The following is a 13,899-nucleotide window of genomic DNA, read 5'->3' as shown; positions in this document are numbered from 1 at the left end:
TCGCGACGATGCTCAGACGCTATCGCGACAGGCTGGATTTCACCCGACGGCTTGGATTTCGCCTGATTGCCCTGCTGTCAATGGCGATCCTGCCGATCGGGCTGATGTCACTGGTCCAGAACCTTCACCTGTCGCGCGACGCCCAGCAAAGCGCCGAAATCGCCCTGCTGGGGCGCACGGCATCGGCGGCTGCCGGTGAAAGGGCCTTGCTGATCAGCGCCATGGGTTCGGCCGATGCGCTGGGGCCGGCGGTGCTGGAAACCATGGATCGCGCGGATGATTGCTCGGACCTGATGCGCAATTTCATCCAGCGCAGCGCCACCTATCTGAACGCGATCTTCGTGCCTCTGGACGGTGTCAGCTATTGCTCGTCCAGTCTTGCCCCGGGCGAGACGATGGATATGCATGGCAACCCGATCTATCAGCAATTCCTGACCGAGCCGGGGACCATGATCAAATCGGTCAACCAGGGCGCGCTCAGCGGCCGCTCGGTCGTGGTGGTGCTGCATCCCCTGTATCGCGACAGTGAAATGCTGGGCTATATCGCCCTGTCGCTGACGCAGGAATTGCTGCGTTCGACCCATGCCATCAATTTCGGCACCGAGGGCGCGCGGATCGTCACCTTCAACAACCGTGGCGAAATCCTGACCTCGGACAGCGCGGTCGAAGGATTTGCCGATGACATCCTGCCTGCCGACACGCCCCTGTTAAGCATGTTGTCGCGAAATGACACGACCTTTCGCGCACAGTCCGTTGGTGGGGAAATGCGGGTCTTTACCGTCGTGCCCGTGGTGCCGGGGCTGGTCTATGCGATCGGCAGTTGGAGTCCCAAGGTCGCCGGAATCGGCCTGTTCCAGCTGTCGCGTTTCGGCGCGTTGATATTTCCGGTGGTTCTTTGGCTGGTTTCGTTGGGGGTGGCATATTTTGCGGTATTCAGGCTGGTATTACGCCACATATCGGTTTTACGCGGTCAGATGCGCCGCTTCGCCCTTGGCAATCGCGATGCGCCGCCGCCGGTGCTGGGCGATGCGCCTACCGAGATTCGCGATGTCAGCCAGACCTTTCACAATATGGCCCGCATCCTGATCCGCGACGAAGAGGCAATGGAAGATGCGGTCACCGAAAAGACCGTGCTGCTGAAAGAGGTCCATCATCGGGTGAAGAACAATCTTCAGCTGATTGCCTCGATCATCAACATGCAAAGCCGGATGATCGAGGATGATGACGCCAAGCGCGTGCTGCGTTCTGTCCAGGACCGTGTTGCGGCGCTGGCGACCATCTATCGCAACCTTTACCAGGCCGAACATCTTGATGCGGTCGAGGCGGATCGCCTGATCGGAGACATCATCAATCAGATGGTCAATGCCTCGGTCGGTCCTGGCAGCAACCTCAGGGTGGAAACCTCGCTTCAGCCGCTGACCCTGTTGCCCGATCAGGCCGTGCCGCTGTCCTTGCTGGCGACCGAAGCCTTTACCAATGCGCTCAAATATGCGGGCGCGCCGCCGGGTGCGGATGGCCCCTGGGTGCGGGTGACGCTGCAGGCGGAAGGTGACGGTCAGGGATTGCTGGAGATCGAGAACTCCATCGGTGTTCAAAGGGGCGAAAACGAAAGCACGGGGTTGGGGAGCCAGCTGATCGAAGCCTTTTCGACCCAGCTTGAAGGCAGCGCGGAAACGCGCGCCGAAAAGAACAGCTTCATGTTGCGGCTGCATTTCCGCATCGAGTCACCACTGGTCGTCGCACCGCAGGATACCCGGAACGTGGTGCTGACCTCGGCCGCGCGTGACGGTGCGATACATTGAAATGCATCTTGTGATGGCGCTGACATGGATTATCTTGGCTGCATGACGCAGCCGCAGCACAGTTATGACCTGGAAACCGGTGCCGGCCTGCTTGCCTGCCCGCGCTGCGATGCGCTGCATGTCGAGGAAGAACTGCAAAGTGGCGAAACCGCTCGCTGTATCCGCTGCGGTACGGTTCTGGCCAAGCCGCGTGGCGGTGCCTTCAGCCAGTTGATCGCGCTTGCCTTCACCTCGATGGTGTTGTTGATCGGCGCGGTGTTCTTTCCCTTTCTTGAAATCAGCCGAATGGGCTTTGGAAATGCGACCTCGCTGTTCGGGGTGGCGCTGGCCTTTGCCGATGGCATTCTCTTGCCGCTGGTGGCGGCGCTGATGGTCATGATCGTGGGGCTGCCGGTGCTGCGCGCCTTCCTGCTGGTCTATACGCTGGTCCCGCTGGCCAAGGGCTGCCCGCCCAACCGGCATGCAGCCACGGCTTTTCGCTGGTCCGAAATCATGCGCCCCTGGTCCATGGCCGAGATTTTCATTATCGGCACCGCCGTGGCACTGGTGAAGGTGGCCGGTCTGGCCACGGTACATCTGGGGCCGGCCTTCTGGGCCTTTTGCGGGTTGATATTGGTCAATCTGGCCTCGCGTGGTTTCATGTGCCAGACCACGATCTGGGATGCCATCGAGGATGCCGGCCTGCATACCGACGGGCGCGAGATGGTCGAGACCCCCAAACCATGAGTGATGATCCCCATGCCCGCCCGATCCTGACGGCTCATCGCGCCGGTTTGCTGGGCTGCCACAGTTGTGGCCGGGTCTGGCCCGAGGATCAGCGCCGCTGCAAGCGCTGTGGCGCGCGGCTGCATCCACCCGACCGCAGGGGGCTGCAGGCGGTCTGGGCGTGGTGGCTGGCCGGGCTGATCATGTATGTTCCGGCCAATCTCTACCCGATGATGAGCACGCAGACCTTTGCCGGTCTGGCCGGGAACTCCGAGGCGACGATTGTCGAAGGCGTGCTGGAGCTGATTCATCACGGCAGCTATGACATCGCAGCGATCGTCTTCGTGGCCTCGATCGTGGTGCCGATCGCGAAATTCCTGTCGATCGCCTGGCTGGCGATGGTGGCGGGGCGTCCCGCGACCGCAGAGCAGGCACATTCGCGGCTGAAAGTGTTCGAGGTTGTCGAATTCGTCGGCAGGTGGTCGATGATCGACGTGTTCGTCGTTGCGATCCTGTCTGCGCTGGTTCAACTGGGGTTCGTGGCGTCGATTCATCCCGGACCGGCGGCGGCCTGTTTTGCCTTGTCAGTTGCCTTTACGATGCTTTCCGCGCAAAGCTTTGATGCGCGGCTGATATGGCGCGGGTTACCGCTTCGCCGCCGTGGCAAGTAACGACGGGCAGGGAAAAATTACAGGAATGACCGACACGCCGCCGCCGCTGAAACCGGCAAGCCCCGTGCGCAAGACTGCTGTCCGTGCTGCTCAGGCAGGGGTCAATGTGATCTGGCTGGTACCGATCATTGCCCTGATCGTGACGCTGGCCGTGGCATGGAATGCCTATGCCGAACGCGGTGCCCTTATCGAGGTCGAATTCGCCGATGCCACCGGTATCGTGCCCGGTTCCACCGCGCTGCGCTTTCGCGAGATCACCGTGGGACAGGTCGAAGGCGTGAAATTCACCGATGACCTGTCCCATGTGGCGGTGCAGATCCGCGTGGACAAGGATATTGCCCCCTATATCGACGCCGATGCCACCTTCTGGATCGTGCGGCCACAGGTCACGGCGCAGGGTGTCAGCCGTCTGGACACGGTTCTGACCGGCTCGTTCATCGAAGGTTACTGGGACGCCGAGATATCTGAACCCCGGCGCGAATTCGTGGGTGTCGACCGCGCTCCGCTTGTGCGCGAGGATGCCAAGGGCACTTGGGTCAAGCTGTCCTATGAAAGCGGCGAAGGGCTGTCCGAAGGGGCGCCGATCTACTATCGCGGCGTTCAGGTAGGACGGATGGAGAACCTGCGCCTGGCCGAGGACGGTAATTCCGTTCTGGTCGACGGCTTCATTCAGGCACCCCATGATCAGCGTCTGACCAGTGCGACGGTCTTCTGGGATGTCTCGGGGTTCTCCGTGTCTCTGGGTGCCGAAGGCATTGCACTGAACGTCAACTCCCTGACCAGCCTGCTGCAGGGCGGGGTGTCCTTTGATACGCCCGTCACTGGCGGCAAGCCCGTCGATACGGTCGAGGCCTTTCCGGTCCAGCCTGACGAGGAAACGGCCCGCCGGAATGTCTTTATTGCCGATGAGACGGATCAGTTGAAGCTGACCATGATGATAGACGAATCCCTTGGCGGTCTGGCCAAGGGGGCCGATGTTCGGCTGCAGGGCGTCAACATCGGAAAGGTCGCGGATCTGTCGGTTCAGCCGGTCGAAGATGGGGGTGGCGTCGCACGGCTGCGTGAACAGGTGACACTTGCCATTTCGCCCGTGCGGCTGGGGCTGGACCCTGAAACCACCTCTGAGGATGCGATGGAATTCCTGTCGCGCGCCGTGGCCGATGGGCTGCGCGCCCGCGTCGCAAGTTCGGGCCTGTTCGGCACGGAACTGATCGTTGAACTGGTCGAAACCGATGAGGCCGCCGCAGTGATCGACATGGAGGCCCGGCCATTCCCGGCGATCCCGACAGCTCCATCCGAGATCAGCGATTTCACGCAGACCGCGCAGGGGGTTCTGGCCAAGGTCGGCGATCTGCCGATTGCAGAGGTGATGGATTCGGCCCGCGAAATGCTGGACAGCGTCACCGAACTGGCGCGTTCGGAAGACACGCGCGCCATCCCGGGCAGCCTGAGAAAAACAATCGAGGAAGCCCAGGGTGCGGCAAGCGATTTGCGCAGTATGGTCGGAGAGTTCCGTGACAGTGATGCTGCGACCCGTGCGGGCGAGGCCATGACCTCGGCCAGCGAACTGGCGGCCAAGCTGAATGATGCGGCCGATCGCCTGCCCGCGTTGATCGACTCGATGCAGGTCACGGCGGGTTCGGTCGAAACCATTGATTTTACCTCGATCGGGGCCGAACTGGACGCAACCCTGCAGGAATTGCGTGATGTCATCGGCACACAGGCTGCGGCGAATTTGCCCGGTCAGATCTCTGAGCTGATCGAGAAACTGGAGGTTGCGGTCACCGATATCGGTGCTGTCGCCGGTGAGATCCGCGAATCCGGCGCGGGCGGCAATCTGGGCAAGATGATCACCGAGGCCACCTCGGCCTTTGAATCCGTTCAGGCCGCAGCCGTCGATGTGCCCGAGATGGTCAATCAGATCGATGCCGCAGCTGCCAGTGTCGATGAGGTGAATTTCGCTGCCATCAGCACCCAGGCCGAGGGCATTCTGGCCGATCTGCGGGCCATGCTGGGCAGTGAAGATGCGGAACGTCTGCCGCGCAACCTGTCGGATACGCTGGAGGCGGCCTCGGGGCTTTTGAACGACCTGCGTGATGGCAATGCCGCGGGCAGCCTGAACAATGCGCTGGAATCGGCCAGCGTTGCAGCGGATGAGGTCGCGAAATCGGTCGAGGAATTGCCTGCACTGATCAGGCGTCTGCAGGCCACGGCTGCGCGTGCCGATGCGGTGATGGCGGCCTATGGTGATCGCTCGGCCTTCAATACCGAAACCATCAACATGCTGCGGGAATTGCGCCGGGCGACCGAATCCTTCGGATCCCTGGCCCGGATGATCGAACGCAATCCGCGCGCCTTCATTTTGGGACGATAACATGATGACGACCCGCATATTTGCCACGACATTGCTGGGGGCAATGGTGCTGAGCGCCTGTTCGGATCCCGAAAAGACCGGACGTTTTCTGGTTGATCCGCCGGCCAGCAGCACTCGGGTGCCCGACCGGTTGGGCACGGCCGAGCTGAAGGACGTGTCGCTGCCGGAATATGCCGCAGATCAGGAGGTGATGTGGCAGACGGCTGATGGTGCGGTGCGTTCCAACCCCGACAGCCTGTGGGCGGACAATCCGCAGCGTGCCTTCTCGCAAAGCCTTGCGCAGGAGATTTCGGATATCTCCGGCGCATTGGTGGTGAATGAGCCCTGGCCCTTGGCCGAGCCGCCCAGGCGCGAGATCGAGGTAAGGGTGACCCGCGCGCTTGCGCAGGCGAACGGGATCTATCGCCTGAGCGGACGCTATTTCGTTTCCGACGAGGGCAACGGCGGCACCAATCATGCCCGCAGCTTTGATATTTCCGTGCCGTTGAGCAGCAATCAACCCGGAGATATCGCAGCGGCCCTGTCCCGGGCGATCAGCCAGTTGGCCACCCAGATCGCGACGCTGTCGGGTCCCGGACGCACCGTGACCACGCGGCAATCCGTGTCCAATGATCCCTTCGGGCTGGACCCGCTTTTCTAGGCGGTGACCGACAAAATGATTGGCGGGCAGCTGTATCAGCTACCCGCCAGACACCCATGGACGAACTGGGAAAAGACACTGTTTAAACAAAACTGTCCATGAAGTGGCCCTGCCCTTGCTTACTGCCTGGCAGGGATTCGATTGTTCCTTTCTGAGATGTGGCGACCCATCACGCGGGCTATGACCGGAAGAACGAATTGGTCAAAGCAACGCGGGTCCGGCAGGAAGGTTCCCGGTTTTCCGATCCCGCCGCAATCTTCGCAATCGGCGATGCTCCCCCAGCAGTTCGGGCAGGCACCAAGCGCGCAGGCCATCATCTCGGCATGGTCGATCAGCAGTTGGTTTTCGCGTTCCAGCCGGTGATATGCGCTCCAGGTCGGGCGGTCGGGTCCGGGCAGAGGAGTTCCCGGATCCGACCGCCCTGCACTCGCCTCTTGCACCATCTTGAGCGCACGACAAAACGGCTCATTTCCAGCACCCCCCGTTTGGGCGCCCAGGATCTGCAAGGCGGCGAAAACATTGTTAAAATTGTTCAGTCGTTGCGCGCACATCGCGAAACACCCTCTGTTGCGGCCTTGTCGCGATTCATGAAGCATCGCGATGCGGGCGCTTGTCTCAGGTCAGATTGGACCCGGGGGCGTGAAAATGGCGTGAATCCCGGCCTGCACAAAACCGGAACATGGATCCGAAGTGCAGATTTCCCGAATTTTATGTCAGAAATTCGGGAATTCAGGGGAATGAGGCAGAACCGGTGTGGGTGCGGGCATGTCGGATTGCGACTCGGCAAGGCTGCGGATTGCGTCGCGATCTGCTACGGATTCGCCTGCCGCCAATTGTTGGGCAAGCCATCTGCTGAATTGCGGCGCGGCCATCGATGTGCCCGACATCAGGCCAAAGCTGCCGCTGCCCCTGCCGCTGGTCAGCATTCCGGGTTGGGTGATGGCGCGATCGACCACAGCCAGGCAGTCGCCGCCCTCTTCGTCATGCAAGAGCGAGCAATAGGGTGCCAGATGCATCTTCTTCTGATCCACGGCACCTGCGCGCAGGCTGTACTGACCCCCGGCATAGGCATTCATCGTGCCACGGCGCAGGACATTGGGAGTGCCACCGTTCTGGGCATCGGTTTCCACCAGGCGGCCGGCCTCGTCATAAAGCCGGTACTGCGGGTCAAACAGCCAGCTTTGGCGGGCCTCGCGGTGAAAGCCGCGGATCACCTCGTCGCGCTGGACGCCCAGCTGATACTCTGCATCGGGGGAATGCGCGGCAATCGCGATGCGCCATTCGCCCGCAGGTGCAAAGGGTTCCGATAGATGTTCGGGGCAGGTCGGCATGACGATGATCGTGACGCCCTCGCGCCATGATCCCCCGCCCAGGTAGCGTGGCGTGTAGTAGGCCCGCGCGATCTCGCGCCCCTGCGGGTCTTTCATGAGACTGAACTGCCATGGCGCGGTGAAGGCCGTCGTGGCTCCCGCCAATCCCGGAGGCGTCAGGGTGATCTGCAACTTGTCTTCGGGCAGCCCATCACGCACGGGCCCCCAGACTTCCAGCCCGGTCACGGTCCGGTCGTCGGGTGGCAGGCGCCAGCCCAGATCCTCTCCCGGCTTCAGGCGGCCATGCAGGCGGGCCAGGCGGTGGTTGCCGGTGGGCAGAACAAAGCGGATCGGCCCCAGATCACCCGCTCCCTGCACCGAGACGGCATCCATGAACTGTTCCAGCAGACTGGAGCCGTCACGCGCGCCTGCCGTCAGCCCGAAGCTGAGATTGATAACCACGGGCAGCCTGACCGATCCGGCCGGCAGTTCACGCCGGCGCTCGATAAAGCGGCACAGGCGGCGGGCGCGGGTGATGATGAACAGGATCGAGGCCAGGATCGATACCGGCGACAGCGTGCCCATCGAATCCTCGGTCACCTTGGGCGGCAGATTGACCGCGATGACCGGGTGATTGCGTCCGGCGGGATCATCGGGCGAAAACCCGGCGGCCAGCATTGCCACTGCGGCACCATGGCCGGCGGCATAGGCGGTCGAAGGGGTGGTCTGGCGTGCCATGTCCAAAACGCCGCTCAGACGATAGATCGCATCTTCGCCGGGGATTTCTCCGGCACGGGCGCGGGCCAGCCAGACGTCGATATCGGCCCCGCGCAGTTCTATCCCCGAAGGCAGATCCCCCCCCGTGCCGCCGGGCTGAAAGCGGGCATCCTGTATCCAGGTCGCGGCAACACGGCTGGCACCATTGCACAGACGCAACCGCTCGTGGGCAAAGGGAATGGCATCGTCGATGATCCCGATGATGCAGCCGCGTTCCGGGTCGGGCAGTGCGTCGTCGGACAGATAACCAAGCGCCGGATCCGCCAGGTCTGATTCATCGAATTCCTGCGGTGCCGGATTGATGGCGTCCTCGGGCAGAACCCCTGCCGGATCGTCGAGAAACTGTTCAAAAGCGGATATCAGCGCCTGTGCAATCATGACCCAAAGCTCCTGCGGATCAGATCCTCCAGCGCCGCCTGCATCTGGTCGGGCAGTTTGCTGCCCGCTTCCGGATCGTGATCGGGCAGCGGATCTGTCTGCTGCCGGCTGGCCCGCAGCCCCTGCCAGTAATGCAGATAGGGAGAGAGACCGGGACGATAGGTGTCGTAGGCCGCCTGCGGCACAGTCCAGCTGGCCGCCGGGCGGCCGGGATCGGGTTCCTCCGTCGTCTTGCATTTCAGCTCCACCGTTGCCCCCATTCCTCTGCAGCCCGTTTGGCCAGCGACCCCCACATCGGTGCGGGACGTACCGGCGTTTTCGCGACCGGGAAGCTGGCCGAAGGGTCCGCACCGGTCGTCATTTCGTTCAGGATCGCATAGTGGAAATCGCGCGGATGGGCGCCATCGGTGAATTTGCTGCCGTCAAAGCTGGCATGACCCAATTCGCCCGAACCGGTGATTTCGGCGCGTGCGCGCTGGAACATGTAGCGGCCCAGCTGGATGCCCAGCACGGCCCCGGCGGCGCTGTCGGCGGGGAAATGCACACCGGCGACGGTCCGGTTGATGGCGATGCGACAGGCCAGCCGGTACAGCTGGCTGTCGGGTTGCACCTCGGCATCCGGGTCCTGCAACAGGCTGAGCAGGGTCGCCAGCGTGAAGGCCTGGGTTGAATGTCCACTGGGCAGCGTCGCATGCGTGGGACAGCTGATCATCGGCTGGATGCGGTCGGTGAACTGGGTCGGTCGCGGGCATCCCAGCGCCAGCTTGACCCGCATCACCACGAAGGTGGCCATGTCCAGCGCGGTGAAAAGCGCCTCGCGGATGGCGGGGGCGCGGCTGGGCTCCATCGGCATGATGCTGGCAAAGAAGGGGATCAGGTGCTGGGTCTGGACCTGAATTTCCGCCGAGCGGTCGGCGCGCAGTTCCGCATAATTGGCCACCATCTGCGCAGCAGCACTGAATTCGGCCAGTCCGGGACGGGTGATTTCCGCAAATGGCGTATAGCTGGCATTCAGGGCGTCGCCATCGGTGGTGCGGCGCAGCACCGTGGCGGTGCGACAGGTGGTCTCGGCGGGGGTGTAATCCTCGAAGGTGAAGGAAATATCCTCCAGCAACTCTCCGGCGATGACGGCTGCGCGGTGATCACCGTCAAGACGCTCGAGCCGACCGGCCATGTCCAGCGAGGATGGGGTGCCGGCTTCGGGCGTGATCAGTTCGGCGCCGACAATGGCATCACGCGTCCGCAACAGCGCCATTGCCATCATGGATGACCCTTCGCCCGATCCCGCGCCCTGCGCATTTTGCGCGTTTTGTGCATTCTGAGCGTTTTGCGCATTCTGGGCATTTTGTGCGTTTTGCGCATTCAGCAACGACATTGGAACCTACCTTCCTGGCGACCTTGGAATTTTGCTCCGAGGCGTTTTTCTGTGTCATTCTGGCTGATTGAAGATTAACACAATGTCTTGTTCACATCGACGGGTAAGTTCCGTGAGCCGATTGGTACTGCGATTAGCTGGACCCGTTTCGATCACCGGTCCGGGAAACGAAAACCTGACTCCGCGCAGCATGAAGGCGCGGGGTGCCCTTGCCGTGATCGGGTCATCGGCCGACATGCAGATCTCGCGTCCCAAGTTGCAGGATCTGCTGTTCAGCGAACGTGACCCCGAACATGGCTCGGCAAGCGTGCGCCAGTTGCTGCGCGAGATACGCATTGCCCTTGGCCCCTATCGCGAGGCCCTGACGACCGGCCCGGGATGGGTCGGACTGGACAGCACTATCGTCGAACTGGATATGGCCGGGCAGGTCGGATTGGACGGCCGCCGCCCCGAATTTGCCGCCGATCTGGATATCCCCGATCCCGAATTCGAGGATTGGTTGCGCGATGCGCGCAGTCATTACGAAGATCAGGCCGACGAGATACTGGCGAGGACGGTGACCGAAGACAGCGTCCCGACGCTGATCCTTCAGGCTCCGGTGGCAGCCGATGCGCAATCGGCAGTGACTGCCGCGATGATCCTGCAAGAGGCCGCCTCTCGGGTTGCCGACATGCTGCCGGTGCAGGTCGTCAATGGCGATCCGGGCATTGGCCGGGTTTCGGTCGGGATCGAACTGGGCGCAATGTCCAGCCGCATGGGCAATGACATCGTCCTGCTGTTCACCGCGCGGTTGCGCAGCGACGGGCGGATGCTGTGGACACGGCGCTTTTCGCTGCCCGCCAATGATACCACGGGCTCCATGCGCCATGTGGCCGGAGGTGTCGCCGTGGCGATCATGCACGGGCTGGAACACCTGCGCGAGATCGTGCCCGATGCCAATATCCGGCGGATGCCCCTGCAGGATGTCTTCAGCTATTCCGCATCGCGGCTGAAGCGCGCCGACGAACAGCTGTCCCAGATCGACCCGAATGGAGATCGTGCCGTCATCCTGGCGCTGCGCTCATACATCCGGCACACGATGCTGCTGGAACGGTTGAGCCGCGACCCCGATGCCGATGCCCATATCGCGGCAGACATGGCACAGCGCGCGCGTGAACTGTCTCCGGGTAATCCCACCGCGCTTGGTGTCAATGCGATGGTGGCCGCCTGGAAAGGGCAGTTCGAGACCGCCTTCGACATGGCCCGACATGCCATCGCGATCGATGACGAAAACCCGATTGCCCGCCTGTCCTATTCCAGCGCCCTGACCAGCATGGGATACCACCGCGAGGCCGAGGCCGAGGCCAGCGCCGCACATCTCAGCGCCCTGTCCGAACTGGGTCCGGCGGCATGGGTCCTGCGCCGCGCCATTGCCGCGACGCGGGTTGGCGACCTGAAATCCGCCGAACGTTTCTTTGCCACCACCCATGGTTATGCCCCCCAGAACCGGCCAGCCCTGCGTTTCCTCAGTGCGATCCGTTACGAACTGGGCGATGAAGCCGGGGCGCTGGAGGCCCTGAAGAAGCTGAAGAAGCTTGAGCCGGACTTTTCGTTGGAACTGATGGCCAGCAGGGACTATCCGGTCGAATCCCTGCGTCAGGCCGGTTTGCTGCGGGTGACGAAATCCGGGCTGATCTAGGGCTGCAGCCGGGCCATGATCTGGCCATGCAGGCGCGGTCCCGCCACGATCAGACCATCCACCGTGGCACGCGGGCTGTTGAAGCGCATTGGCTTGCCGCGCCGGTCCGAGGCAATCGCCCCTGCCCGTTCGGCAATCAGGCTGCCCGCGGCGATGTCCCATTCCCAGGCCGAGCGCAGTGACAGCGCGGCATCAAAGCGCCCTTGTCCGGCAAGACACAGCCGCCATGCCAGCGACGGGCGGAATTCGCGGTGAAAGGCCGGGGCCTGTCCACCGCGCCAGTATCTGGGTTCAGATGCGGCGCGATAGGTCAGGACGCGCGCGCCCTCGATATCGCTGTCGCTGGGGTGGATGGGCTTGCCGTTCATCAGTGCAGGCCCGTCGGCGCTGGCCGTATAGCAACAATCGCTGACCGGCAGATAGACCACCGCCGCGACGATCCTGTCGCCATCGGAAACAGCAAGGGAATGAGAAAACCCTTCCTGTCCGGCGATAAAGGCACGGGTGCCGTCGATCGGGTCAATGATGAAACAATGGCGCGCATCCAGCCGCGACGGGTCGGCCTCGCTTTCTTCGGACAGCCAGCCGTAATCTGGACGGGCCGCGCTTAGAATGCCTTGCACTTCCTCATTCACGGCCAGATCTGCCTCGGTAACAGGTCCTGCCCCGTCCGGCTTTTCCCAGCTGCGGGGTTCCTTCTGCCAATATTCCAATGCCACGCGCCCTGCGGCGCGGGCGGCATCTTCAAGCAGTTTCAGATCCTGTTCATTCGCCGGCAACGGTCATCCCCTCCACAAGCAGGCTGGGCACCTCGGCCCCGCGCCATGGCAGCGCATCATTGGCGGCAATCAGCGACATCAGCATGTCCTTCAGATTGCCGGCAATGGTGCATTCATTGACAGCATAGGCGATCTGGCCATTTTCGACCCAGAACCCAGCCGCCCCGCGCGAGTAATCGCCCGTGGTGCCATTGATCGATGCCCCCAGCATCGAGGTGACGATCAAGCCGGTGCCCATATCCGCGATCAGTTGCTCGCGGCTGTATTGCCCCGGTGTCAGGATGACATTGCTGTTGGTGGGTGAAGGGGCCGAGGCCAGACCGCGTGCGGCCGAGGCGGTGCTGTCCATTCCCAGCTTGCGTGCCGTGGCCAGATCCAGCGTCCAGCCCTGCAGCAGCCCATCGGCCACGATATGGCGGGCGCGCGTCGCCAGGCCCTCGGCATCGAAGGGGCGCGAAGAGGGAAAACGTGCGCGCAGCGGGTCCTCGCGCAGGTCCATCCCCGATGGCAGCACCGGCTCACCCATGGATTTGCGCAGCCAGCTGGCCCCGCGTGCAACCGCCGCGCCATTCACCGCCGAGAGCAGATGCCCGATCAGCGACGCCGAGACGCGCCGGTCGTAAAGGATCGGAAAGGCACCGGTGGGCGGTTTGCGCGACCCGGCACGCGCCAGGGTGCGTTCCGCCGCAAGCTGGCCGATCTCTTCCGGTTCGGGCAGATCCTCGGCCCAGACGCGGCCCTCTCCGGCATAGTCGCGCTCCATCCCCAGCCCTTCGCCGGTGATGGCGATGGCTGAAATCGCATGGGTGCTGCGGCCATATCCGCCCGAGAACCCATTGCTGGCCGCCATCCAGATCTGGCGCCGGCTGAAACTGGCATTGGCGCTTTCGACCTGGGAAATGCCCCTGGATTGCAGCGCCGCAGCCTCGGCCCGCAGGGCAAGTTCTTGCAGATGCTGGGGCGAAGGATCGGGCCGGTCGTCGCAGATTTCCAGCTGTCCCGCGTCACGTGCCGCGGTCAGCTGATCCGGTTCGGCCAGACCCAGCGTGTCATCGACCGGCGCTTCGCGCGCCATGGCCACGGCGCGGGCCGCCATTTCGCCAATGCTCGCATCACTGTGATCGGAAGCGGATACGCAGGCCTGACGTCCGCCAATCAGGACGCGCAGCCCTATCTCGATCGCTTCGGCCCGGTCGGCATGTTCAAGCGCGCCGGCGCGCACGTCAATGCTGGTCGACTGTCCGCCGACGGCCATTGCATCCGCCTCGTCAGCGCCGGCTTTGGTCGCGGCGGTGACAAGCGCCTCGGCCAGTCTGCTCAGCTGCGCGGCATCCTTGTTCGCGGTGGTGTTGCTGCCCATGATACCCTCGTGTCGGTTTGCCCCCCTTTTCCCGCGACAGCGGGCCGGGC

At 63.0% G+C, this 13,899-nt stretch carries 12 protein-coding genes; 6 read left to right on the top strand and 6 right to left on the bottom strand.

From position 1 onward, the window contains the following. Nucleotides 1-8: 8 nt before the first annotated feature. Genes JHW44_RS00890 through JHW44_RS00870 form a run of 5 tightly spaced genes read left to right on the top strand, consistent with a single transcriptional unit; the run spans nucleotide 9 to nucleotide 6,192 of the window. Nucleotides 9-1,802, top strand: coding sequence for a sensor histidine kinase (locus JHW44_RS00890; RefSeq protein WP_089344809.1), 1,794 nt, complete (start codon nucleotides 9-11; stop codon nucleotides 1,800-1,802). Between the two features lie 24 nt (nucleotides 1,803-1,826). Further along, entirely contained in the window at nucleotides 1,827-2,528 is a 702-nt protein-coding gene (locus JHW44_RS00885; RefSeq protein ID WP_245847185.1) for a paraquat-inducible protein A, read from the top strand. Beyond that, nucleotides 2,525-3,178 (top strand): paraquat-inducible protein A, encoded by a 654-nt coding sequence (locus JHW44_RS00880; protein WP_089344808.1) that lies wholly within the window; start codon nucleotides 2,525-2,527, stop codon nucleotides 3,176-3,178. Before JHW44_RS00885 ends, JHW44_RS00880 begins: the two co-directional genes overlap by 4 nt. A 25-nt stretch (nucleotides 3,179-3,203) precedes the next feature. Then, nucleotides 3,204-5,552 carry an MlaD family protein gene (locus tag JHW44_RS00875; RefSeq protein WP_089344807.1) on the top strand — a complete coding sequence of 783 codons (2,349 nt, stop codon included), beginning with the start codon at nucleotides 3,204-3,206 and terminating at the stop codon, nucleotides 5,550-5,552. Nucleotide 5,553: 1 nt separating this feature from the next. After that, the gene (locus tag JHW44_RS00870) at nucleotides 5,554-6,192 is read left to right on the top strand and encodes a PqiC family protein (protein ID WP_245847181.1); all 639 of its coding nucleotides are present in this window, start codon (nucleotides 5,554-5,556) and stop codon (nucleotides 6,190-6,192) included. Between the two features lie 119 nt (nucleotides 6,193-6,311). Here the strand turns inward: JHW44_RS00870 and JHW44_RS00865 are convergent, their stop codons facing one another. The 4 genes from JHW44_RS00865 to JHW44_RS00850 all read right to left on the bottom strand — a co-directional run bounded on the left by JHW44_RS00865 (nucleotide 6,312) and on the right by JHW44_RS00850 (nucleotide 9,921). Continuing rightward, complete coding sequence (locus JHW44_RS00865; RefSeq protein ID WP_272850288.1) at nucleotides 6,312-6,788, bottom strand: hypothetical protein; 477 nt, start codon at nucleotides 6,786-6,788, stop codon at nucleotides 6,312-6,314. 117 nt (nucleotides 6,789-6,905) lie between these two features. After that, the gene (locus tag JHW44_RS00860) at nucleotides 6,906-8,657 is read right to left on the bottom strand and encodes a S8/S53 family peptidase (RefSeq protein WP_089344805.1); all 1,752 of its coding nucleotides are present in this window, start codon (nucleotides 8,655-8,657) and stop codon (nucleotides 6,906-6,908) included. Next, nucleotides 8,654-8,917, bottom strand: a complete 264-nt coding sequence (locus tag JHW44_RS00855) for a hypothetical protein (protein WP_089344804.1) — start codon at nucleotides 8,915-8,917, stop codon at nucleotides 8,654-8,656. The genes JHW44_RS00860 and JHW44_RS00855 overlap by 4 nt, the downstream gene beginning before the upstream one ends. After that, nucleotides 8,896-9,921, bottom strand: coding sequence for a phosphatase PAP2 family protein (locus tag JHW44_RS00850; protein WP_272850287.1), 1,026 nt, complete (start codon nucleotides 9,919-9,921; stop codon nucleotides 8,896-8,898). The genes JHW44_RS00855 and JHW44_RS00850 overlap by 22 nt, the downstream gene beginning before the upstream one ends. Nucleotides 9,922-10,144: 223 nt before the next feature. Here JHW44_RS00850 and JHW44_RS00845 point away from each other — a divergent pair, with 223 nt between their 5' ends. Continuing rightward, complete coding sequence (locus tag JHW44_RS00845; protein WP_143811462.1) at nucleotides 10,145-11,710, top strand: AfsR/SARP family transcriptional regulator; 1,566 nt, start codon at nucleotides 10,145-10,147, stop codon at nucleotides 11,708-11,710. Here JHW44_RS00845 and JHW44_RS00840 read toward each other — a convergent pair. Further along, nucleotides 11,707-12,489, bottom strand: coding sequence for an inositol monophosphatase family protein (locus tag JHW44_RS00840; RefSeq protein WP_089344801.1), 783 nt, complete (start codon nucleotides 12,487-12,489; stop codon nucleotides 11,707-11,709). The two genes, JHW44_RS00845 and JHW44_RS00840, sit on opposite strands and share 4 nt — an antisense overlap. Then, nucleotides 12,476-13,849 (bottom strand): TldD/PmbA family protein, encoded by a 1,374-nt coding sequence (locus JHW44_RS00835; RefSeq protein ID WP_089344800.1) that lies wholly within the window; start codon nucleotides 13,847-13,849, stop codon nucleotides 12,476-12,478. The genes JHW44_RS00840 and JHW44_RS00835 overlap by 14 nt, the downstream gene beginning before the upstream one ends. Between the last annotated feature and the right edge of the window lie 50 nt (nucleotides 13,850-13,899).

The sequence above is a fragment of the Paracoccus seriniphilus genome, from assembly GCF_028553745.1.
Lineage (GTDB): Bacteria > Pseudomonadota > Alphaproteobacteria > Rhodobacterales > Rhodobacteraceae > Paracoccus > Paracoccus seriniphilus.
This window is presented reverse-complemented; position numbering and strand designations above follow the sequence as displayed.